At 48.6% G+C, this 22141-nt stretch carries 23 protein-coding genes; 2 read left to right on the top strand and 21 right to left on the bottom strand.

Annotated features, from left to right (window positions below; translation table 11 throughout):
* Positions 1–18: 18 nt before the first annotated feature.
* The 19 genes from KNO99_RS10510 to KNO99_RS10420 all read right to left on the bottom strand — a co-directional run bounded on the left by KNO99_RS10510 (position 19) and on the right by KNO99_RS10420 (position 19352).
* Positions 19–813: a TIGR00282 family metallophosphoesterase gene (locus KNO99_RS10510; RefSeq protein ID WP_214692776.1), complete on the bottom strand. Its 795-nt coding sequence runs from the start codon at positions 811–813 to the stop codon at positions 19–21.
* A gap of 48 nt (positions 814–861) precedes the next feature.
* Complete coding sequence (gene rny / locus KNO99_RS10505) at positions 862–2424, bottom strand: ribonuclease Y (protein WP_214748227.1); 1563 nt, start codon at positions 2422–2424, stop codon at positions 862–864.
* 187 nt (positions 2425–2611) lie between these two features.
* The gene (recA, locus tag KNO99_RS10500) at positions 2612–3661 is read right to left on the bottom strand and encodes a recombinase RecA (RefSeq protein ID WP_214748224.1); all 1050 of its coding nucleotides are present in this window, start codon (positions 3659–3661) and stop codon (positions 2612–2614) included.
* A gap of 66 nt (positions 3662–3727) precedes the next feature.
* Positions 3728–4963, bottom strand: a complete 1236-nt coding sequence (locus tag KNO99_RS10495; RefSeq protein ID WP_214748221.1) for a competence/damage-inducible protein A — start codon at positions 4961–4963, stop codon at positions 3728–3730.
* A gap of 62 nt (positions 4964–5025) precedes the next feature.
* The gene (gene pgsA, locus KNO99_RS10490; RefSeq protein ID WP_214692781.1) at positions 5026–5604 is read right to left on the bottom strand and encodes a CDP-diacylglycerol--glycerol-3-phosphate 3-phosphatidyltransferase; all 579 of its coding nucleotides are present in this window, start codon (positions 5602–5604) and stop codon (positions 5026–5028) included.
* A gap of 32 nt (positions 5605–5636) precedes the next feature.
* Positions 5637–6509, bottom strand: coding sequence for a helix-turn-helix domain-containing protein (locus KNO99_RS10485; RefSeq protein ID WP_214748218.1), 873 nt, complete (start codon positions 6507–6509; stop codon positions 5637–5639).
* A gap of 27 nt (positions 6510–6536) precedes the next feature.
* Entirely contained in the window at positions 6537–7313 is a 777-nt protein-coding gene (locus KNO99_RS10480; protein WP_012726484.1) for a YmfK family protein, read from the bottom strand.
* Positions 7314–7406: 93 nt separating this feature from the next.
* Positions 7407–8120 carry an elongation factor P 5-aminopentanone reductase gene (ymfI, locus tag KNO99_RS10475; protein WP_371743087.1) on the bottom strand — a complete coding sequence of 238 codons (714 nt, stop codon included), beginning with the start codon at positions 8118–8120 and terminating at the stop codon, positions 7407–7409.
* Complete coding sequence (yfmH, locus tag KNO99_RS10470) at positions 8099–9358, bottom strand: EF-P 5-aminopentanol modification-associated protein YfmH (protein WP_214748215.1); 1260 nt, start codon at positions 9356–9358, stop codon at positions 8099–8101. Before yfmH ends, ymfI begins: the two co-directional genes overlap by 22 nt.
* Entirely contained in the window at positions 9355–10593 is a 1239-nt protein-coding gene (gene yfmF / locus KNO99_RS10465) for an EF-P 5-aminopentanol modification-associated protein YfmF (protein WP_214748212.1), read from the bottom strand. Before yfmF ends, yfmH begins: the two co-directional genes overlap by 4 nt.
* 7 nt (positions 10594–10600) lie before the next feature.
* Positions 10601–11152 (bottom strand): cob(I)yrinic acid a,c-diamide adenosyltransferase, encoded by a 552-nt coding sequence (locus KNO99_RS10460; RefSeq protein ID WP_074033223.1) that lies wholly within the window; start codon positions 11150–11152, stop codon positions 10601–10603.
* Positions 11153–11201: 49 nt separating this feature from the next.
* Positions 11202–12911: a sensor histidine kinase gene (locus tag KNO99_RS10455; protein WP_214748209.1), complete on the bottom strand. Its 1710-nt coding sequence runs from the start codon at positions 12909–12911 to the stop codon at positions 11202–11204.
* Positions 12908–13624, bottom strand: a complete 717-nt coding sequence (locus tag KNO99_RS10450; protein WP_026825821.1) for a response regulator transcription factor — start codon at positions 13622–13624, stop codon at positions 12908–12910. The genes KNO99_RS10455 and KNO99_RS10450 overlap by 4 nt, the downstream gene beginning before the upstream one ends.
* Positions 13625–13784: 160 nt before the next feature.
* Entirely contained in the window at positions 13785–14969 is a 1185-nt protein-coding gene (ccsB, locus tag KNO99_RS10445; protein WP_214748206.1) for a c-type cytochrome biogenesis protein CcsB, read from the bottom strand.
* Positions 14969–16513 carry a cytochrome c biogenesis protein ResB gene (gene resB / locus KNO99_RS10440; RefSeq protein ID WP_214748204.1) on the bottom strand — a complete coding sequence of 515 codons (1545 nt, stop codon included), beginning with the start codon at positions 16511–16513 and terminating at the stop codon, positions 14969–14971. Before resB ends, ccsB begins: the two co-directional genes overlap by 1 nt.
* A gap of 19 nt (positions 16514–16532) precedes the next feature.
* A complete protein-coding gene (locus KNO99_RS10435) occupies positions 16533–17114 on the bottom strand; it encodes a redoxin domain-containing protein (protein ID WP_074033227.1) in 582 nt (193 codons plus the stop codon).
* Positions 17115–17250: 136 nt separating this feature from the next.
* Positions 17251–18009, bottom strand: a complete 759-nt coding sequence (locus tag KNO99_RS10430) for a pseudouridine synthase (RefSeq protein ID WP_074033228.1) — start codon at positions 18007–18009, stop codon at positions 17251–17253.
* 4 nt (positions 18010–18013) lie between these two features.
* Complete coding sequence (gene scpB, locus KNO99_RS10425; protein ID WP_074033229.1) at positions 18014–18607, bottom strand: SMC-Scp complex subunit ScpB; 594 nt, start codon at positions 18605–18607, stop codon at positions 18014–18016.
* Entirely contained in the window at positions 18585–19352 is a 768-nt protein-coding gene (locus KNO99_RS10420) for a segregation/condensation protein A (RefSeq protein ID WP_214692804.1), read from the bottom strand. Before KNO99_RS10420 ends, scpB begins: the two co-directional genes overlap by 23 nt.
* 83 nt (positions 19353–19435) lie before the next feature.
* Between KNO99_RS10420 and KNO99_RS10415 the strand changes: the two genes are divergently transcribed.
* Together KNO99_RS10415 and tnpB are read left to right on the top strand one after the other, a co-directional pair.
* Positions 19436–19903, top strand: a complete 468-nt coding sequence (locus KNO99_RS10415) for a DUF309 domain-containing protein (RefSeq protein ID WP_214748201.1) — start codon at positions 19436–19438, stop codon at positions 19901–19903.
* Between the two features lie 259 nt (positions 19904–20162).
* Positions 20163–21251 carry an IS200/IS605 family element RNA-guided endonuclease TnpB gene (tnpB, locus tag KNO99_RS10410; RefSeq protein ID WP_214748198.1) on the top strand — a complete coding sequence of 363 codons (1089 nt, stop codon included), beginning with the start codon at positions 20163–20165 and terminating at the stop codon, positions 21249–21251.
* A gap of 185 nt (positions 21252–21436) precedes the next feature.
* Here the strand turns inward: tnpB and KNO99_RS10405 are convergent, their stop codons facing one another.
* Complete coding sequence (locus KNO99_RS10405; RefSeq protein ID WP_214748195.1) at positions 21437–21643, bottom strand: hypothetical protein; 207 nt, start codon at positions 21641–21643, stop codon at positions 21437–21439.
* Positions 21644–21733: 90 nt separating this feature from the next.
* Positions 21734–22090 (bottom strand): GCN5 family acetyltransferase, encoded by a 357-nt coding sequence (locus tag KNO99_RS10400; protein ID WP_031423428.1) that lies wholly within the window; start codon positions 22088–22090, stop codon positions 21734–21736.
* Positions 22091–22141 lie beyond the last annotated feature (51 nt).

Raw genomic sequence — 22141 nt, 5'->3', positions numbered from 1 at the left:
CCCCCTCGGGTAGGTTGTTCAATCAAACCAGACGGTCTGATCATCTAGGTGTATTCGTTCGATTTTTGTCGCTCGTTTCGTCTGATCATCGATTGTAATGAAAACTCCATTAAGTTGTTCCCGTCCCTCGGCAACTTCAAACCGAACTGGGAGTTGTGTCATAAATTTTTTTAAAACAACGGATGCATCCATCCCGAGTACCCCGTCAAGTGGACCCGTCATCCCGACGTCGGTAATATACGCTGTCCCGTTCGGCAAGACACGTTCATCTGCCGTCTGTACGTGCGTATGCGTCCCGACTACGGCTTGGGCACGCCCGTCAAGGTGATACCCCATCGCAATCTTCTCACTTGTCGCCTCGGCATGGACATCGACGAAGATGGCGTCTACCTCGTCACGCACTTCTTCAACGAGACGATCGACGGTACGGAACGGACAGTCAAGGGATGGCAAGAAGACATTGCCCATGACGTTAATGACGGCCAATTTCTTTCCATTTTGTTTTAACTTCATCATCCCGACCCCAGGTGTCCCGTCCGGATAGTTTGCTGGACGGACGATCCGGTCGGCATCGTCGATCCAATCAAAGATGTCACGGTTATCCCACGTATGGTTCCCCATCGTCACCCCATGGAAGCCGAGTTCTAAAAACTGTTGATAAATCTTTTTTGTGAGACCACGACCGTTTGCCGCATTCTCACCGTTGACGAGCATGAACGTCGGGTTGTATTTGTCTTTCAACCGACCAATTTGATTGCTCAAAATATCTCGTCCGGGTTTCCCGACGACATCACCGATAAATAAAATTTTCATATAAAATCCTCCCTCAAACAGAAAAAGCGGAGAAATTCTCCGCTTCGTTTACTTCGCATAATCGACGGAACGTGTTTCACGAATAACCGTCACTTTAATTTGTCCAGGATAATCGAGTTCATCCTCGATTCGTTTACAAATATCGCGTGCCATCTTACCGGCGACGACATCGTCGACGACGTCAGGGCGAACGATAATTCGAACTTCACGTCCCGCTTGAATCGCATACGATTTCTCGACACCTTCAAACGACTCACAGATTGACTCGAGTCGTTCGAGACGGCGAATGTAGCTTTCTAGCGTCTCTTGACGAGCTCCAGGGCGAGCTGCCGACAAGGCGTCAGCTGCTGCGACTAGTACTGCAATCGTCGATGTCGCCTCGACGTCCCCGTGGTGGGAAGCAATCGAGTTGATGACGACCGGATGTTCCTTGTACTTCGTTGCAAGCTCTACCCCGATTTCGACGTGACTGCCCTCGACTTCGTGGTCGATCGCTTTTCCGATATCGTGCAAGAGTCCAGCTCGCTTCGCGAGTGTGACGTCTTCCCCGAGTTCGGCTGCCATCATCCCGGCAAGATGTGCCACCTCGACCGAGTGAGACAAGACGTTCTGTCCATAACTCGTACGATAGCGCATGCGACCGAGTGTCTTGACGAGGTCTGGATGGAGTCCGTGAATACCGGCTTCGAAAGTAGCTTCTTCTCCGTACTCACGAATGCGCTCATCGACTTCACGACGAGACTTCTCTACCATCTCTTCGATGCGAGCCGGGTGGATGCGCCCGTCTTGAACGAGTTTTTCGAGCGTCATTTTGGCGATTTCACGGCGAACCGGATCGAAACCTGACAAAATGACCGCTTCTGGCGTGTCATCGATGATGAGATCAATTCCAGTCAACGTTTCGAGCGTACGGATGTTACGTCCTTCACGCCCGATGATGCGACCTTTCATCTCATCACTCGGTAAGTTGACGACAGATACCGTCGTCTCCGCGACATGTTCAGCAGCGTATCGTTGCATCGTGAGAGATAAGAGGTGTTTCGCTTTTTTATCCGCTTCTTGTTTTGCTTTTTGCTCGATTTCTTTTTGAAGGAGAGCAGCATCGTGAAGCGCTTCCTGCTTCGCTTCGTCCATGATGATGGTACGTGCTTCATCTTTCGAGAGGGCTGCCACGCGTACAAGTTCTTGGCGTGCCTCTTCGTATAAGTCCTCCACTTTGCTTTCGAGCATTTCTGCTTCACGTTTGCGTTTTTCGAGCCCGCGCTCCTGTTCATCTAGCGAATCTTCTTTCCGCTCGAGCATATCTGCTTTACGGTCGAGAAGCTCTTCTTTTTGAACGAGGCGATTCTCTTTCACTTTCTGGTCTTCGCGACGTTCACGCAATTCTTGTTCCGTCTCATTACGAAGTTGAATCATCTCTTCTTTTACTTCAAGCCGTGCTTCTTTTTGCATCGCTTCCGATTGTTGTTTTGCTTGTTCTACAATCTTAGTCGCTTCCGTCTCGGCACCTTGAATCTTCGCTTCGGCGATCGATTTACGCACAAAAAAACCTGCAACAAAAGCTATCGGCAAAAGGAGGATCAGAATAAGCCAGTATAGCCATTCCATCATGTTCACCTCCCTTTCGCAAGGTTATTTTATTTTTTTAATAAGTGAGTAACGCAGGCAAGCCCGCGCATAACTTTATTGTACTTATTTAAGAGAGAGAATGCAATGCACGGACAGGATAGAACTACCAATTGCCTAAAAATTATACTAAAAAAATCTCACTCGGATGATTCCGAGTGAGACCATGTGCTTATTCGTCATCAAGAAGTGAGAGAACTTCGTCGTCTTCACCTTCAACTGTGACTGTTTTTTCTCCGTTCAAGCCGTAGTGATCACGAATTTGACGTTCCACTTCTTCCGCGATGGCTGGATTTTCTTTCATGTATTGTTTCGCATTTTCACGACCTTGACCGAGACGCTCCTCGTTGAACGAGTACCACGCACCGCTCTTTTGAACGATATCGAGGTCTGCACCGATGTCGATGAGTTCCCCTTCACGTGAAATCCCTTCACCGTACATGATGTCGACTTCCGCCGTCTTGAATGGTGGTGCGATCTTATTTTTTACAATCTTGATCTTCGTACGGTTCCCGACCATGTCTTGACCTTGTTTGAGCGTTTCTGCACGACGTACTTCGAGGCGTACTGAAGAGTAGAACTTCAAGGCACGTCCACCAGGTGTCGTTTCCGGGTTACCGAACATGATTCCAATTTTCTCACGAATTTGGTTGATGAAGATGACAATCGTTTTCGATTTGTTCGTTGCACCAGACAATTTACGAAGTGCCTGAGACATCAAACGAGCTTGAAGACCGACGTGCGAGTCTCCCATCTCCCCTTCGATTTCGGCTTTCGGTACGAGTGCCGCAACCGAGTCGACGACGAGGATATCAACTGCTCCCGAGCGAACGAGCGCTTCAGCGATCTCGAGCGCCTGTTCTCCTGTATCTGGCTGAGAGAGCAACAACTCATCGATGTTGACGCCAAGATTTTTAGCATACTTTGGATCGAGCGCATGCTCGGCATCGACGAACGCAGCTTGACCGCCACGTTTTTGAACTTCTGCAATCGCATGAAGGGCAACAGTCGTCTTACCTGAAGATTCTGGTCCGTACACTTCAATGACACGACCGCGTGGATATCCACCCGCTCCAAGTGCGACGTCGAGGGCAATCGACCCAGAAGGGATGACCGATACTTGCTGGTCTGTATTTTCACCAAGGCGCATAATCGAGCCTTTACCGAATTGTTTCTCAATTTGGCGCAATGCCATTTCTAACGCTTGTTTACGATCACTCATAGATAAATGAGCCTCCTTTAATTGATACTTTCATTATACGTGAACATATAGCGATACACAAGTTTTTTACGAACATTTATTCGCCTTTTTAATTCGTTGTATGAGGGCCCATAGTCCATCTTTTGCAGCCCGCAGCCGAATGACATTACGTTCTTGATGCGGATAAACACGTTCGATGACCTCGATTCCATCCGGTGTTTTCACCCCGATGTAGACCGTACCGACGGGACGCCCTGAATTTGAGGTTGGTCCAGCTTCACCGGTGAACGAGAGCGCGTAGTCCGCATTCGTTTGTTTAACTAATCCATCTACCATCTCATAAGCAACTTCTTTTGAGACGACTGAGTGCTGTTCAATTGTATCAAGAGCGACCCCTAAATACCTATTTTTTAGCTCATCTGAATAGGTAACGACTCCCCCTAAAAAGACAGCGGATGCTCCCGGAGTCGATGTGATCATCGATTGGACTTCTCCTCCGGTCAATGACTCAGCAATTGCCAATGTTTGGTGATGACGTGTTAATGATTGCACGAGGTATGAGGCAATCGTTTCGTCATCTGACCCGAAATAATACGAACCGACACGTCGTAAGATTTCATCTTTCATTTCTTCAATCATCAGTCGTGCAGCCGTATCATCTACCGCCCGAGCACTGATTCGAAGTCTCGCTTCTCCTGTCTCAGCATAAGGTGCGACAGTCGGGTTAGACCCGTTCAACAAGTCTTTGACGGCATTATCAAGTGCCGATTCTCCAATTTCATAAAATCGTAACGATTCCGAGACGAGCGTTGCGCCTGAAAACTTTTTCGGAAACGTCGCATCGATGAGCGCCCGCATCTCGCGTGGCACACCAGGAAGTAGCATCCACGTCGTCTCCCCTTCAATCCACATACCTGGAGCCAGACCGACCGGATTTTGTAAAACGTCCGCACCTGACAAGACATCCGCCTGACGAGCGTCCCCTTCATTCATCTCACGGTTACGTGACTGAAGAAATTGTTGAATCGTGTGAAACGCCTCTTCGTCTCGAACAATCGGGCGTTCGAGCAAATCAGACAAGACTGTCTTCGTGACATCATCTGCCGTCGGTCCAAGTCCACCCGTAACGATGACAAGGTCTGAACGACGACGCGCAATCTCGAACGTCTCCCGCATTCGTTCCGCGTTATCCCCGACAACTTGATGATACAAGACCGAGACACCGTATTTCGACAGTTGTTCCGATATGTAACTCGCATTCGTATTGACGATTTCTCCTAAGAGCAACTCGCTTCCTACCGCAATGATTTCGGCTCGTTTCATCTTATTTCCTCCTCGACTTCAAAAAAAAGACGAGCTAGATCAACCAACTCGTCTTTGTCGACTTACATCGACTTCACAATAATCTTGTAGTTTTGTGCGAAATACTCGGCACCTGAGTAAATCGTGAGTGCGAGAGCCAACCACATCGCCCATTCCCCAAACGGGATGCCGACATAACTGAAAATCGGGTTACCGAATAGGAGGAAAATGATGGCGAACAGTTGCACCCATGTTTTAGCTTTGCCTGACTTACCTGCCGCGACGACAATCCCTTCGTCGGCAGCGACAAGTCGAAGACCCGTGACCGCAAACTCACGAGAAAGAATCACGACAACTACCCACGCAGCCACGAGGTCCATCTCGACGAGCAACACGAGCGCCGCTGTCACGAGTAGTTTGTCCGCGAGCGGGTCCATGAATTTCCCAAAGTTCGTGACCAAGTTGTGTTTCCGCGCCAAATGACCGTCCAACCAGTCTGTAATAGCCGCGATGGTAAAGATGACACCAGCGATAAATTGGTGTAGCGGGATCTCAGCACCTAAAAAGGCAATGTTTCCCCAATCAAAATCAACAGCGAGTAAGACGACGAATACGGGAATCAACACCACGCGTAACATCGTCAATCGGTTAGGTAGGTTCATGTAGAACGCCTCCTCTTAGAAGGAGAGTCGACTTATTCTGCGTCGACTCTCTTTACAAATATATTTTGTGTGACCGGAGACTCTTGAAGCTCGAGCTCGCGACCGTTGACGACGATTTTCTCAACACCTGCGATGAGTCCGATCCGGATTCGTAACGTGTCCGTTTCAGCATCTTCAATGACAATCGGATTCTGTTTCGATTGGTTCGGATATTCAGGCGCAAGGAACGGACCTTCAAGTGATGTATCACGAACACCGACATATGAGGCTGGCGATTCTTTCACGTAAATCTCGGTCGATAGTTTATCGCTCGTCGCGAGCTCATATGTGATGTCCGCCCCATTTGACTCCGTTACCGCAATCGGACCAGATTCCGCTGGCGGTTCTTCCTCAGCAGGCTCCTCTGATGCCGGTTCTTCCTCTGCAGGTTCATCCGCTGGGACATCCTCGTTCTGGTCGAGTGTGACATTTGAACTCGGTGGTTCAGCCGGACTTGCGTCTTGTCCACCGAAGTCGATGCTTCTTACGGCAAAATAGATTGCTGTAATGAGCAAAAAGACGGTAAGGGCGAGAAGTACTTTCGGAACCCATCTCGACACTCGACTCGTCGACTCGGACGCTTTGGAATACGTCTTTTTACGAGAAAGTTGAACGGATGGCTGTGCTTCGATTTTTGGTAGATCTTTTGCGTAAGTCTCATACAATTCGTCCACATCGAGACCGAGTGACTCCGCATACGTTTTAATGAACGCCCGTGCATAGAAAGAGCCAGGGAGATTTTTGTAATCACCTTCCTCAATCGCGATGATATAGCGCTTTTGAATCTTCGTCGTCTGCTGGATTTGGTCGAGCGTCAATCCGCTCTCCTCACGCTTTTGTTTCAAAAAAGTCCCTAGTTCTGTCACAGGGGTCCACACCTTCCATTCACATAATTATTCAAACCATTCTGACTCACGATGCGTTTCTTGTGGGATGATAATCGTCTCATCCGGATTGTTTCTCAATTCAATAATATAATCAAAGTCTTCGTACACGCAATCGGTGTTTCGGACATAAAGGTCAGGGTGTTCAATGACCTTCACGGCAGGCAACCGCATGACCTCACGGATCAGTTGACGATGTCGCTCGTCCATCGTACGCGTAGAGACCGCTCCATCGATTATGTATACATGATCGCCTTCCCGCTCTTCTTCAAACAAAGAGGTTCGGACCGTCTGTTTCATAAGGGTCGATGACAAGAACAACCACCGTTTATTCGCACACACACTGGCTGCGACGATGGATTCTGTTTTCCCAACGCGCGGGTTCCCCCGTACGCCAATCAATAGATGACGTTCTTCTTTCATCAGTTCTGCTACGAAATCAACAAGAATCCCTAAGTCTTCTCGGACGAAACGGAACGTTTTCTTATCATCGCTGTCGTGGTCGATGTAACGACCATGTCGAATCGCTATCCGGTCCCGTAATTTCGGGCGGCGCAATTTGATGACTGCGATGGCTTCCATACGTTTTAAAATATGCTCGAGTCGATGGACATGATCTGCGGCCGGAGCTTTGAGCAGCATGCCACGACGTTGCAGGTCGACTCCATTAATGGTGACGATGGAGATTTGAAGCATTCCCATGAGAGACGCGATGTCTCCGAGGATACCCGGTCGATTTTGACACAATTCATATTCGAGATACCACTCTTCGAATTTATGTTCCATCCCGAACCATCCTTTCGAGCAAATTCGCTACCTTGCCTATTTTAAATTATTTTAGAAGAATTGAAAAGAACTCGTTTATGCATCTTGATGAGATCATTGCCAACCGCCATCAATGCGTAATACTGTGCCGGTCATATATGAAGCATCCGATGAGCATAAAAAACGGATCGTCTTCGCCACGTCTTCAGTGGTACCAAGACGCCCAAGCGGAATGTCATCCATCACGGTTTGTTTCGACTCTTCTACCGTATCATTCATCGGCGTATCAATCCACCCTGGTGTGACCGCATTGATTCGAACATTGAACGGTCCTGCTTCACGCGCAAACGCTTTGACGAAACCGAGTTGTGCCGCTTTGACCGTAGAATAGAACACTTCGGCTGCTGCCCCGACTTCACCCCAAACGCTTGAGACGACGACAATATCTAGTGGATGGTCATACGGTTTACGCGCAACAACTGACTGAATCAATCGAACCATGGCGCGTACATGCACATCGTAAAGTCGATCCAGCTCATCTACCGATTGGTCGACGACGAGACCGTGTAGCGCGTGACCAGCGACGTAGATGATTCGATCAACGGTATCGATTGACGACACCCACTTCTCTACTTCTGCTCGGTCTGATAAGTCACATATAATCAGTTCAGCCTGTAGCTTCTCAGTCTCCATCATTCGAGAAAGTGTCTCACGACCTCGATTCGCATGCAACAAAAGCTCATCCTCACGAAAAGCGAGCGAGACGGCACGTCCAATCGCGCCGCTCGCTCCGACAATCAACGTCTTCATGGCTTTTTGACAACGCACACCGTTCGTTGCTCACTTCGGAACAATCGTACGTATGCTTCGTGAAGTTCATCTAATGTGATCGCGTCGATCAAATTCGGAATCTCGAACAAGTTCCCTTCATTGAGTGCATACCGTGAGAACTGGTTGGCGATAAACTCTGGCGAATTCAGTGCCTTTAAAAATTGTCCCTGCATCATCCGCTTCTTACGATTTAGCGTCTCTTGATCAAGATGAAGTGGGCGCTCCAACGCACCCGTGACACGCTCGACAAAGGCATCGACATGGGACGTTTCCATCGATAGTGCGGCGAAGGCGAACGTCTCTTCTGACGTATAATCAAATGAGAATGCATCATCGATTAACCCTTCTGCGTACAATTCCGTGTAGAGGGGGGCTGTCGTATCAAAGAGCGCGTGCATGAGTAGCTCCACCGTCAACTCTTGTTTGAGACCGGCTTCTCCAGCTTGTGGAACATCTTTATAGCCAATCATCACTTTCGGAACCGAGACATCCATCTCAATGACCCGTTCTGACAGACGAACCGTGGTCGGCTCTTCCACCGTCTCACGTGCACTTAAAGGTGGCGCGTCAAATGATTTAGCTGCCTGATTGTCACGAATCAATTCAAGCATCTCATCCGGTTCGATGTTCCCGACGACGAACAACGCCATGTTGCTCGGATGGTAGAACGCCTGATGACACGTATACAAATCTTCTGCCGTGATTTTTGAGATCGATTCGATTGTTCCAGCGATATCGATTTTGACGGGATGCGTCTCATACATCGCTTCAATCAATCCGAAATAAAGACGCCATCCCGGATTGTCTTGATACATTTGAATTTCTTGACCGATGATGCCCTTTTCTTTCTCGACTGACTCTTTCGTGAAATATGGTTCCTGAACGAAATTGAGTAGCGTTTGAACGTTTTCCGGCACGTTCGATGTCGCCCCGAACAAGTATGCCGTCCGCGTGAATGAGGTAAAGGCATTCGCTGACGCCCCTTGGCGACCGAACTGTTGAAAGACATCGCCATCCTCTTTTTCGAACATCTTATGCTCTAAGAAATGTGCGATTCCATCCGGCACCTCTATCCAATCCTCTAATTTGAAGCGACGGTCAATCGAACCATATTTCGTCGTGAACGTCGCGAACGTTTTCTCATATCCAGTCTTCTTCAGCAAATACACGGAGAGGCCATTGTCGAGAACGTGGTGATGTAAAGTCTCTCCGACGTTTGGGAAATCTAGTTTCATGCTTCTCCTCCTTTCAGACAGTAAACTGCTTCGAGCGAAATCTCATTCGCAAGCGCGATGACGTGGTCGCGTGTCGTACTCTCGATGATCGCCATCTCTTCGTCGAGTGAAAACGGGCGTATGTCTGCACCACTCATCCATCCAATCAACTGACGAGGGCTGTCTCCGAGTTGGCGACGTTGGTGGAACAACATTTCTTTCGTCTGTTGCAACGTCTCGTCTTCGAACTCACCCGCCTGCAGTGCTTTTAATTGCTCTTCGATAATGTGCTCGGTCTTTTGTTGATTCGATGCATCGATCCCCGCATACACGAACAGTTTTCGACTGAGCGAACTGTATTGTGATGCGGCGTAGTATGCCAAACTTTCCTTTTCCCGGACGTTCATGAACAGCTTCGAGTGCGGGAATCCACCGAATAATCCGTTCACGACTTGCATACGGATGGCATCTTCTGTCCGCGGGTCGACGTCAATCGCGTAGGCGAGATGAAGTTTACTTTGCTTGATGTCTTGATGCTCTTCTAAGCGTTTGAACTCACCACGGCTCGGTTCGGGCAGATGTCTCGGCTGACGCGTCCCGAGCGATTCGAGCGGGTTAAATGCCTGTTCGACTTGTTGACGGTCGACATCGCCGACGACATAAATATCGACACGATCGTTCTGAATCATCGATTGATAGGCATTGAAAAGTGATTTCGGCGTGACGTGATCGAGCTGTTCGAGCGTACCGAGAGACGGGATGGCGAGTTCGCCTCCGAGCATCTCTTGCAGGCGCTGTTGAGCGAAACGCATCTTGTCATCATAGACTGACTCGATTCGCTGACGCTGCAATCGGCGTTCTTGCTCCACGATGAGCGGTTGGAACGCGCCATCATAGACATTCGGACGAAGTAACACTTCCTCCAGTAATTGAATGGCCTGACTTAAGACGTCTTCACCGACAAGATTGTCATTAACGACTTCGAGTTGAAATTGAATGACATGCTCTTTCCCAATTTTTGATGCGCCTGCATACAAGTTTGTATCATATAAATCTTCTAGCGGTGTGTGAAATAACTCAATTGATGGATAAGCTTCTGTCGATTTTTCCATAATGAATGGAAGCAGTGCCCGGTCTGCCACCGTGTCCTGAGACAGCGGGGCCGCAAACGAGACGAGGCAAGTCGTCGTTTTAAATTTTTTGGTCGGATAGACCGAATAGTGCAATTGATGTTGGAACTGTTCGATTCCTTTCATCAGCCGATCACTCCTTTTTTCGTTTTGGTTGAAACACGGCAGCGCCGCGTGCATATTCTTGGTCCGGTACGCCTGCGACAACATTTGCGTACCGTGCGACCGTGAAAAGATAGTCACTCAATCGGTTAAAATATGGAAGTTGTCGGTCGGCGACACCGAGTGCGGTCAAATCTCGTTCGACACGACGGCAAACGGATCGTGCCACATGCAGACTCGCCGCTGCGACACTTCCTCCCGGTAAGATGAAACGCACAAGTTCTGGACATGATTTTTCCCATTCGTCCATCCATTGTTCAAGTTCCGTCACAATCGACAAATCGACCGTTTTCGGGGGCGCGTCCGTATACATCAGCTCCGAACCGAGGTCAAACAAGTCGTGCTGAATCTTCGTCAGCTGCTCCCGGAGCGACTCGTCGGTCTGTTGCGCAATCGCTAATCCGATGTGACTGTTTAATTCATCAAGATGCCCCATCGCTTCGATTTGAGGATGATGTTTGTCGACGCGGCTACCAATCAGTGATGTTTCACCCGTGTCGCCCGTGCGTGTATATCGCTTCATTCAGCTTCCCCCTTAAAATGCCACAAATGGTGACTCAGACGAGTCACCATTATGAGATATGTGGTTGTTCAAATGGTAAGTAAATGTCAAACGTCGTTCCGACACCGAGTGTGCTCGATACGCTGACCGTTCCATGGTGGGCATCGATCACATTTTTCACGATGGCTAAACCGATCCCGGTACCGGTCTTCGACCCGCTCGTCCGTGCTTTGTCAGCTTTATAGAATCGCTCAAACACAAACGGCAAGTCCTCTTTCGGGATCCCGTGTCCTGTGTCGGACAGTCGAATCTGCAACCCATCAGGCATCTCGGTCGCCTCAATTCGAATCTCTCCTGAATCGGTATGGGCAATCGCGTTGCCGATCAAGTTCGTGAATACTTGCTCGAGTCGGTCACCGTCTGCTTCAATCTGTCGATGCGGTACGTCCGTCTGTAATCGAATCTCTTTTTCAGATGCCATTTGATTGAACTTTCTCATGACACGTGGCAAGAAATCACCGATATCGAACGAACTGAATTGCATCGTTTCTTTACCCGATTCGATGCGGGCCAAATCAAGTAAGTCGTTGACAAGTCGCGCAAGTCGAAGAGATTCGTCATAAATGATTGACGCAAACTCTTTCGTCGCCTCGTCACTTTCTGTCATCCCGTCGATGATTGCCTCTGAATAACCTTGTAGCGTCACGAGCGGTGTCCGAAGTTCATGGCTAATGTTCGCCACGAAATCGGTCCGCATCTTATCGAGACGGTGGCTTTCAGATGTGTCGCGAATGACGACGACAGCTCCTTCGAAATCATCCTCCCCGATGAGCGGCGTGACCGTCAACGTATAGTAACGGTCATCTTGTTTCACTTCAATCGTCTTCTCAGCCGTCCCTTCCATCACTTCTTCATAAAGTGACAGAACGACTTCATGCGGCTGACCGTCTTGAAGCAACGGACTAGCCTGTGGATTTGTGACGATCACGTTTGCGTGACGGTCGAGCGTGATGACACCGTCCGCCATCGAACGAAGAATGGAGGCAAGTTGCAGACGTTCTCGGTCTAACGCATCGACATATTTCGCCAGTTGACTGCTCATCGCGTTGAACGAGGCGGCAAGTTCTCCAATTTCGTCTCGAGTCTTCGTCTCAAGACGCAAGTCAAATTGTCCTTTCCCCGTCTTATTGACCGCATCCCGCATCGCTCGGAGCGGCGCCGTAATCCGCGTCGATAAGAAGAAGGCGAACACGGTCGTCACGATGATGGCAGAAGCAACAGTCCAAAAAATGATTGTTCGTGCACCAGCATTTGCACTCGAAATCGCATCGAGTGGTTCAAGTAAGTAGAGTGTATATTGTCCGGTCGATAACGAAAACGTCGTCCGGTAGGCAAGAGCAGCTTGGTCATCAAAAGAAGAAAAATTACCGATGGCCGTCTCTCCGACTGCCTGATAGGTTTCCCAATCTTGACGTTCAAGTTCAACCATCAGCCCGTCCACTTGATTCCCGAAATTTGAGCGCGTGGTCCCGTTTTCTAAAATATAGTTCGCACCATATACTTCGATGATTTGATCAATCGTCTGGGACGTGTCACCTTCATTCAACAACACCGACTGAACCTGTCCGCCAAGTTTGGCGAGGTGACCACGTTCTTGGTCGATGTGAAAAGAGTTGAAAAATTCAAGCATCAATACCGAGACGATGAATAAGATGACGCTGACCAAAACGAGAATCGTCAGCCACAGTTTCGTGACGATGCTGTTTCGCCGAATCATCATTCACTAGCAGCTTCGAACTTGTACCCAACACCCCATACAGTCGTGATCATATGAGCCGCATCTGGTGAGACGCGATTCAATTTCTCACGAAGACGTTTCACATGCGTATCGACGGTTCGAAGGTCTCCGAAAAATTCATAGTTCCATACTTCTTTCAACAACTGCTCACGAGAAAAGACTTTATCGACCTGCTTCGCAAGGAAGAACAGCAATTCATATTCTTTCGGTGTAAGGGCGATTTCTTCTCCGTCGACCGTGACACGGTGCGCATCATTGTCAATCGTCAAGTGCGGGAACACGATCAAATCTTTTGATTTCTCACTCGTCTGCATAAACTTAGTCGAGCCAGAACGACGAAGGAGTGCCTTGACGCGAAGAACGACCTCACGCGGACTGAACGGTTTCACAATGTAATCGTCCGCCCCGACTTCAAATCCTTGGACACGATCAATCTCTTCACCTTTCGCTGTAAGCATGATGACCGGTGTCGCTTTCGTTTTCCGGAGTTCTGTACATACTTCGACTCCGTCCATTTTCGGCATCATCAAATCAAGTAAGATGACGTCGTATTCGTTTTCAAGAGCGAGAGCGAGTGCCTCTTCTCCATTGACCGCTTCTTCAATCACATACTGTTCACGTTCTAAGTACATTTTCAAAAGTCGGCGAATTCTCTCTTCGTCGTCGACTACTAAAATCTTCGTTTTCTCAGCCATACCAAAAACCCTCCTAAGACCCATTACGAGTTGTAGCGAATGTTGCACAATTGTGAACATTCCACTCCCTGCCATAACTATACCACTCTATTATTTCGCTTCACAACGATGATTTGATGGACCAAATGAAAAAGAAGTCACAATTGTGACTTCTTTCGCGTCATGCATATGAATGTAGACCGGCGATGACCAAGTTGACGAAGACGAGGTTGAACATGATGATGGCAAATCCACCGACACATAACCAAGCCGCTTTCGTTCCGGTCCAACCGCGCTGGATGCGCATATGCAAGTAATAAATATAAATGAGCATCGTAATGAGGGCCCATACTTCCTTTGGATCCCAACCCCAGAAGCGGTTCCATGCAATCTGTGCCCAAATCATCGCAAAGATGAGTCCGCCGAGGATAAAGACAGGTAATCCGATTGCGACCGAGCGATAGCTGATCTCATCAGCAAGGTCGAGGTCGACCTTTTTCGCAAGCGGTTGAAGCGCTTCAGCAACGCGTTTTCGTAAAATGACGAAACGGAGCAACGCATAAATCACGACACCACCGATAACCGACCAGATGAGCGTGTTCAACTTGAGTGTATTGATCCAATTCGGCAACTCAAGTGACAAACCGCTCGCTCCTGACAAGAGCTGTGCCCCTTCTGGTACGAATAGGATTGGCATGAAATATTCATACGTCTCGACTTGACCGCGGTCATTCGCAAATTCGACGACTCCACCGGCACCGATTCCTTTGAAGAGCATCGACACGATGATGAACCCGAGTGTACACATGAGAACGAACATCGTCACTTCAAGCCACGTCCGTGATTTAGACTGTTCTTTCATTGACGTCTCATTCAATAAGAAAATGAGACCTGACGCAAAGCTGATGGCTAAAATCCCTTGTCCGAGCGCTGCCGTCGTGACGTGGATTTTTAACCAGACACTGTTAAGTGCCGGAATGAGCGGTGCGACTTCGCTTGAAAACATTGATGCGAAGGCAATAACGAGTAACGCCACCGGCATCGCGAACAATCCGAGTACATCATTTTTATAAATCCCGTATACGACGAGGAACCCGAGCACCATCATCATACCAAAGAACGTCGTGTACTCGTATAAGTTCGATACCGGTGCATAACCGACACCTGCCCAACGCATAAAGAAATATGTCAATTGAGCGATAAAACCGATAATTGCCAAGATATATGCATACTTCCCGTAAGCAATCCGGTTGACGTTCCGTTCTTTACGCATGCCACTCACAGCAATGGTAAAGAGCACCGTTGAGATTGCGTAAAGGAAGAACGCGATAAACAGCATTCGGCTGCTCCATTCAATCCATTCCATCAAGATTCCCCTCTTTCATCTGTTGACTCGTTCTCCGGCTTCGAAGTAAATCTCGCCTGATCTTCCCACATCGGTAAACCGGACTGTTCTAATAATGGCGAAACCTCTCGACGGAGCGAGGACGGGTTTTTGTTCGTAAAGCCTGCAACGAGTACCTCATCTTCATGACGACGAATCCAGACACGGCGGTGTGGCCAATACATTCCCATCACGATTCCAATCATGAAGATCGTTGCACCGACGATGAGAATTGGATATGTCGAGTCACTCTTCACTCGAAGTCCGCTCGTACTCGCCATCTCGGTACCCGCAAATTTCACTTCATAGCGGTTGTCTTCATCGGCTACATTGAGTCGAATTCCAATCAAATTCGATTCTGTCGCGCCATCTGGCGTTTCGACATTGAAGAAGAATGCAGGATTAAGTGCACGCGGCGATTTCGTGTTCGGTTGTCCGTCTTTTACTTCAAAGTCGGGATATAAATCCTTCAGCGAAACCGTGACTCCATTGAGATCATACGATTGTTCCGGATTCTCCAAATCAACTTTAAACGGACCATACTCGTCACCTGTCTGTTTATCGGCGAGCATGAACGACATCGACAAGAATTCCGGTCGACTTGAATATTGCTCTTGATACACTTCATATTTTTCGAACTTAAACGGGTGGTTGACTTTCGTCGAACCGACATCGACTTGCTCGAGTTGCGGCGATCCGTCCTCGTTCGTTCCCGTCTTCTTAAATAATGTCAGTTCCGTCTCGTAGTTTTTCGGAACGGCCCCGGCTTTTTCAATGGCAGCTGCGAACTTCGCATCTTCCTCATTGTTCTCCGGGTCATACATTTCAAGAATGAACTGGTCGTTCCGTAAATAGTACTCCCCGTCTGTCGCCTCTAGTGAGACCGTATCTCCTTCACGAACCCACTCGAGTGTATCCGTGTGGAATGCCGGGAACACGCGGAGCATCGCCCCGAGGAAGAAGATGACAAGACCAACGTGGTTCACGTATGGACCCCAACGACCGAAACGGTGTTTTTCAGCCAACAAGGCATCTCCGTCCCGTTTGATTTGATACCGTTTTTTCTTGAGCGACACTTCCATCTCGTCAATCTGAGCGTCTGTTCCTTCGCCTTGTCCGAAGAGGCGTTGTCCTTTCATAAAGCGCTCTGTCCGTCTAACCGGCTGATTCTTTAGCGCTTTATAGAGCGGGACACCACGGTCAATCGATACGACGATGAGCGAGAGCGTCAACATGACGATGAGACCGATATACCACCATGACGTATATAGGTTGTGGAATCCAAGTGCATAATAAATCGAACCTGGCGTCCCATATTCCTCCAAGTAATATTGCTCTGGAGGTAACTGTTGTGGGATGTACATTTCTTGAGGGAAAATCGTCCCGATTGCCGAGCCGACAATAATCAGCGCAATCAACCACAATCCCACTTTGACCGATGCGAAGAAGTTCCACACCCGGTCAATGACCGATTTAGGACGACGCTTCGACCGTAAATCAGCGCCTTCGTATTTCATATCTAGCATCTGTGCGTCCCCCGTTCGCTTACAATGACTTCTCGGCTAGCTCCATCAATTTCTCTTTCGTGAGTTCACCTTCATATTTTTCAATTACGTTTCCTTCACCATCGATGACGAATGTGACAGGTAAGTTATAAATGCCATAGGCTTTCTCGACTTCACTCTTCGTGTCCATCAAGATCGGATAATCGAGACCGACACCGAGGTCGTTCACAAAGTTATCGACGCGAAGCGGCGTCTCACCGACGTTCACCGCCCAAAAATCGACACCCATGTCTTGGAGTGTTGCGTAATTTTCTTGTACGACTGGCATTTCTTTCTTACAAGGTTCACAGAATGTACCCCAGAAGTTGAGAAGCATTCCTTTTCCTTCGTATGTGTCACGTTCATAAAGGGTTGAACCATCGAGTGTGACGAGTTTGAAGTTCGGTGCCTCGTCCCCTGCCTCGATGCGTCCGTCATTACCGGCTTGGTCGAACAATTGCATGACGGTGATGGCTCCCGCAAAGAGAACGACCGTCATAATCATTAAGCGCCAAAATGACCTCTTTTTCTTTTTCGCGACCGCTTGTTCCATGCGGTCGTCTTTGTTTTGATCTTTTGTCATCGTTTTCACACCATCCTTCAGTTGCTATTGTACTGAAAAAACATTAAAAACGCACATTAACAGACTTTTTTCATTTTTTTGTCACACAATTTACACAATCAAAAAAATCATCCTATTTCAGGACGATTTTTTGTTGTTATTTTTTCTTCTTTTTGCCTCGTGGTTTAGGTGGAACCGTCGGATTCGCGAGTTCACGAAGCTTGCTGATTTCTTTGTGTGAAAGTTCACGCCAGTCGCCAGTGTTGAGACCGTCGAGCGTCAAGAAACCGAACTGTTCACGCTTCAGTTTGATGACCTCAGAACCGATTGCTTCGACCATGCGACGGATTTGACGATTGTGTCCTTCCGAGATGACGATCTCAAGGATGGCCGTATTCTTTTTCTGGTCGACAGACTTCATCTTCACTTTCGCACTACCCGTTTTGAATCCGTCATCGAGCTGAACACCTGACTCCAGTTGCTTGATTGCCAAGTAAGAAGGGATGTTCTTCACTTTTGCCACATAGCGCTTTTGAATCTTATATTTCGGATGCGTCATCATGTTCGAGAACTCTCCATCATTCGTCAAGATGATGAGTCCTGTCGTGTTATAGTCAAGACGTCCGACCGGGAAAACCCGTGCTCCTGGTGGTACGAGATCCGTGATCACTTTACGTCCTTTATCGTCTTCTACCGTCGACACATAGCCGCTCGGTTTATAGAGCACGTAGTAGACATGCTCTTCTTGCTCGATTTTGACGCCATCGACCTCAATCTCTGACTTCGGTCCGACTTTCGTCCCGAGTTCACGTACCACTTTTCCGTTGACACGGACGCGACCATCCAAAATCATTTCTTCCGCTTTACGACGCGAGGCGACCCCCGCTTGTGCGATTACTTTTTGCAAACGTTCCATATGATTAATCCTTCTCCAATCTCTCTTCTTGCTTCGGTGATTCCTGACCGAAGAACAAATCGCCTTCGTCTGTCAGTTCATCCTCAAATGTTAATGGTGGTAATTCTTCGAGCGAGTTAAATCCAAAGTGGTCGAGGAAATGCTCTGTCGTCCGATATAACTTGGCACGACCAATTGTTTTAGCACGACCAGCTGATTCGATTAACCCTTTTGATAATAGCGTATGAATGACTCGCTCCACTTTGACACCGCGAACCTCTTCGATGTCCGCCCGCGTGACAGGCTGTTTATAGGCGATAATGACGAGCGTCTCCATCGCCGCGCGTGAAAGTGCCTGCTCCGCCATCGTCCCGACATATTTTTGAATGTAGGGAGACACATCTGGAACAGTCACAAGTTTGTACACACCTGCCGATTCCATGAGTTGGAACGGTCGGTTCGATGTTTTGAACGAAGCTTCTAACTTACTGAGCTGTTCTCGCGCAGCAGCCTCTGAGATGTCGAGCGTCTCTGCGAGCGCTCGGACTTCCATCCCTTCGTCCCCAACGACGAACAGCAATCCTTCGATAATCGTTTCATAGGACAGCAACCGCTTCATCCCCTTTCTTTGATGATTCGATGAACGAGATTTGAATGTCTTGGTCAAGTTGTTTCGTTTCGACGACCCGTAGCTTGATCAGCTCAAGAAGCGCCATAAACGTCACGACGAGATCTGAGACGTTCGGTCGTTCTACAAAGAAGGCGAAAAACGATGTCTGTCGCGTAGAAGAAACGTGTTCATGAAGTCTCGTCATCTGTTCCTCGAGCGTTCGCTCTTCGCGTTTAATCGTCTTTTTGCGTCGTTCTTTCCAACGTTTCCGTTCAATCATTTTAGAATAGGCATGAAGAAGGTCTGAGAAGTTCAGCGGTCCGTCGTACTTCGACACTTCCTCTGACATGTAGTTCGTCAAATCTTCTCCCGGTCGAGTATACAATTCAAGACGATGTTCTTCCTGTTCACGCATAAAAACGACTGCTTCTTTATATGCTTTGTATTCGATCAATTGACGAATGAGTCCCTCACGTGTTGGTTCTTCGCTAAAGTCTGGAACATCCTCATCCTCGACCTGAACAGGCGGTAACAACTGCTTGCTCTTTAACTGGAGCAACGTCGCCGCCATGACCAAGTATTCACTGGCCACGTCGAGTTCAAATTTTTGCATCGTGCGAATATAGCCGACATACTGGTCAGTGACTTCTGCCACGGAAATGTCGACGATATCAATCTCCATTTTTCCGATCAAATGGAGCAACAGGTCGAGTGGACCTTCGAACGTATCGATTTTAACGTTATAGGCTTCCATAGAGACACCTGCCATTTTACATTTTTGCGCTTTAGTATAACATGTTTTATAACACCGTGGACACGAAAGGAGAAAAATGATTCATGACCCCTTTTATTCATTATACGTTGCTTTTTGAATGTCATGCCGATTATTTCGAATGTCATGAGGTATTAGAAGAAGCGTGGCAGGCAGACGGACGTCGTCATCACGGCTATGCGGCACTCATTCAATACGCCGTCATTCACTATCATCTCCGACGAGACAATCTAATCGGTGCGAAAAAGAGCTTGCGACTCTTACGTCGAAAGATGGACATCGCTTCCCCCTATTTACATGAGCTCGGTCTGGATGTCGACTCCTTCATCGCACTGCTTGATGAATGGCCGTTACACACGAAGCTCCCCTTACAACAGGATGTTCGTGACACGGTCGAATCACTAAAACCGACGTTCCCATCGACGAATCTGTCGTTCGAGGAATTGGTCCACAAGCATCTTCACCGTGACCGGAGTGAGGTCATCACGGAACGGGAGTTGGCACTTTTAAAAAGGCAACGTGCAAGAAGTTGACGTCAAGATTCAAGAAGTCTCCTTTTCATGATCAATGATGATCTTTTTTAACTAAATCAGGCGAAAATTCTCCCTCCTCTAAGCGTCTCGGAGCGAAGCCCAGCGTTGGTGGGAGATGAATCGCCCGGTCTAACAGTCTTTTCCCCTGTGACAGATGTGACGAACAAAAGTTCGTGATCCCGTCAGATTTTCCCTCCCCCTCCACGGGTATCGGATGAGGAGGACACATCACGATCTTCTGAAGGGAGGAGGGACGGACATGCTGAAGGGCTATACATACAGGCTCCACCCGACGCCGGCACAGGCCGAGTTCCTGGTCCGGACGATCGGCTGCGCCCGGTTCATCTACAACAAGCTGCTCGAGGACCGCATCGCCATCCGCGATGAGGCGAAAGCGGGGATCGTGACGAGACGGAAACCGGCGACACCCGCATCCTACAAGCCCCTGTTCCCGTTCCTCGCCGAGGCGGACAGTCTCGCGCTCGCGAACGCGAAGCTGAACCTCGACACCGCGTTCGCGAAGTTCTTCGCCGGGACGGGCGGCTTCCCGAACTTCAAATCGAGACGACGGTCGCGCGCCTCCTACACGACGAACAACCAGCACGGCACGATCCGCATCGAGGCGGGCAAGGTCCGTCTGCCGAAGGTCGGGTTCGTGCGGTTCACACAACATCGCCCGTTCGAGGGCGTCATCCGGTCGGCGACGGTCTCGATGACCAAGACAGGCAAGTTCTTTATCTCCATCCTCGTCAAACAGGACGATGAACCATGGATTCCAGCCGAGAACAAGGTCGGGATCGATCTCGGTTTGGAACATTTCGCCGTCATGACGAACGACGCGATGGTATCGGAGAAAATCGAAAACCCACGTTTCCTTCGACAATCCGAAGCGAAGGTCAAGAAGGCGCAACGGGCGCTGTCGCGAAAGAAGATCGGGAGCAAGAACCGTGAGAAGGCCAGGCTGATCCTCGCCAAGAAACACGAAAAGATTGCCAACCAACGCAAGGACTTCCTTCACAAACTGTCAAGACGGATCGTTGACGAGAACCAAGTCATCGTCGTGGAGACATTGAAATCGAGCAACATAATGAAGAACCGACGCTTGGCCAAATCGGTTGGCGATGTCAGTTGGTACGAGTTCGTCCGGCAACTCGAGTACAAATCAAACTTCTACGGACGGACACTCATCAAGGCAGACCCTTGGTACGCATCCACTCAAATCTGTTCCACTTGCGGAGTAAAGGGCGAGAAGAAGGCGATGGATGTCCGTGAATGGACGTGTGTTTGTGGCGCGCATCATGACCGTGACATCAACGCGAGCATCAACCTGTTGATGTTGGCCGACTGACAATCCTTCAGGGCAGGGACTGCCCGACGAGCTTGGTAAACAACTGTGGCTAATAAGAGCACGGTCTTCCCAAGAAGCTCCCCCTTCAATTTGCGAAGCAAATAAGTGGCGAGTAGTTCACCTTCTTAAACGCCGTCACCCAACTCTCGAAATTGCTCCGATCATGTAAATATTCAGAAAGGGTTTCAAGTAAATCCATGCCAACTATCGTTTGTAAGCAGGACCAAACCAAACCAAACCACCTCGTCAGAAGCTGTCCAATCAAATCCATCTATATTTTCATACTGTTCCATCCACTGATATGCCCAGTCAGAAATTTCTTCTCGCGTTCGTTCTTGCCTGAGCACTTGCTCCAATCGATTGATTAGTTCATCGATTGTTACTCGATTCAAGAATCCACCTCATTTTATGAGTTTGTGATTTACTCCATGCAATATGTAAAACCCCCGTAATCACAATCGTGATTACGGGGGTTTTTGTCATCAGACGACTAGTTGATTCCATTTATCCAATAAATCGCCCGTCTTGCCTGTACCGGTTAACGTCAAATCAAGTGGAAGTACGTTTCTCACCTCGTCTAAAAGCTCGTAAGAACGTTTCTCGCCACGGAATGATGGCGACAAGGCGATATGGTCGATGACCATCGTCGTTCCTTGCTGCTCCATTCCAATGATGCCGACGAAGTCTTCACCGACTTTCCACAAATAGAGGAACTTCGACTCTTCCTCGTCATACGATCGGACGAGTTCAAGCAAGCTAAGCGGAGATTTGTCACTGCATGAGAATGCGAGTAGACCCATCGCCGTCTTTTCATAAGAACGTTTATATTTGACCAGCATCGCTGGGTTCACCACCTTTAGTCATTCAAGTTTCACGATGTGAAGACGTGA

The organism is Exiguobacterium sp. s189, assembly GCF_018617615.1.
Taxonomy (GTDB): Bacteria; Bacillota; Bacilli; order Exiguobacteriales; family Exiguobacteriaceae; genus Exiguobacterium; species Exiguobacterium aestuarii_A.
Note: the sequence above shows the minus strand (reverse complement) of the source record. Positions and strands in the feature narration are given on the sequence as shown.

Bases quoted from the DNA above. Each gene is read 5' to 3' on its own strand.
- KNO99_RS10495 (WP_214748221.1), bottom strand. From the start codon at position 4,963: ATGAAACGAGCCGAAATCATTGCGGTAGGAAGCGAGTTGCTCTTAGGA.
- recA (WP_214748224.1), bottom strand. From the start codon at position 3,661: ATGAGTGATCGTAAACAAGCGTTAGAAATGGCATTGCGCCAAATTGAG.
- KNO99_RS10415 (WP_214748201.1), top strand. From the start codon at position 19,436: ATGACCCCTTTTATTCATTATACGTTGCTTTTTGAATGTCATGCCGAT.
- KNO99_RS10480 (WP_012726484.1), bottom strand. From the start codon at position 7,313: ATGGAACATAAATTCGAAGAGTGGTATCTCGAATATGAATTGTGTCAA.
- KNO99_RS10400 (WP_031423428.1), bottom strand. From the start codon at position 22,090: ATGCTGGTCAAATATAAACGTTCTTATGAAAAGACGGCGATGGGTCTA.
- KNO99_RS10450 (WP_026825821.1), bottom strand. From the start codon at position 13,624: ATGGCTGAGAAAACGAAGATTTTAGTAGTCGACGACGAAGAGAGAATT.
- KNO99_RS10460 (WP_074033223.1), bottom strand. From the start codon at position 11,152: ATGAAGCGATATACACGCACGGGCGACACGGGTGAAACATCACTGATT.
- tnpB (WP_214748198.1), top strand. From the start codon at position 20,163: ATGCTGAAGGGCTATACATACAGGCTCCACCCGACGCCGGCACAGGCC.
- resB (WP_214748204.1), bottom strand. From the start codon at position 16,513: ATGCTAGATATGAAATACGAAGGCGCTGATTTACGGTCGAAGCGTCGT.
- yfmH (WP_214748215.1), bottom strand. From the start codon at position 9,358: ATGAAACTAGATTTCCCAAACGTCGGAGAGACTTTACATCACCACGTT.
- KNO99_RS10420 (WP_214692804.1), bottom strand. From the start codon at position 19,352: ATGGAAGCCTATAACGTTAAAATCGATACGTTCGAAGGTCCACTCGAC.
- KNO99_RS10455 (WP_214748209.1), bottom strand. From the start codon at position 12,911: ATGATGATTCGGCGAAACAGCATCGTCACGAAACTGTGGCTGACGATT.
- ccsB (WP_214748206.1), bottom strand. From the start codon at position 14,969: ATGGAATGGATTGAATGGAGCAGCCGAATGCTGTTTATCGCGTTCTTC.
- KNO99_RS10430 (WP_074033228.1), bottom strand. From the start codon at position 18,009: ATGGAACGTTTGCAAAAAGTAATCGCACAAGCGGGGGTCGCCTCGCGT.
- scpB (WP_074033229.1), bottom strand. From the start codon at position 18,607: ATGAAGCGGTTGCTGTCCTATGAAACGATTATCGAAGGATTGCTGTTC.
- KNO99_RS10435 (WP_074033227.1), bottom strand. From the start codon at position 17,114: ATGACAAAAGATCAAAACAAAGACGACCGCATGGAACAAGCGGTCGCG.
- yfmF (WP_214748212.1), bottom strand. From the start codon at position 10,593: ATGAAAGGAATCGAACAGTTCCAACATCAATTGCACTATTCGGTCTAT.
- rny (WP_214748227.1), bottom strand. From the start codon at position 2,424: ATGATGGAATGGCTATACTGGCTTATTCTGATCCTCCTTTTGCCGATA.
- KNO99_RS10510 (WP_214692776.1), bottom strand. From the start codon at position 813: ATGAAAATTTTATTTATCGGTGATGTCGTCGGGAAACCCGGACGAGAT.
- pgsA (WP_214692781.1), bottom strand. From the start codon at position 5,604: ATGAACCTACCTAACCGATTGACGATGTTACGCGTGGTGTTGATTCCC.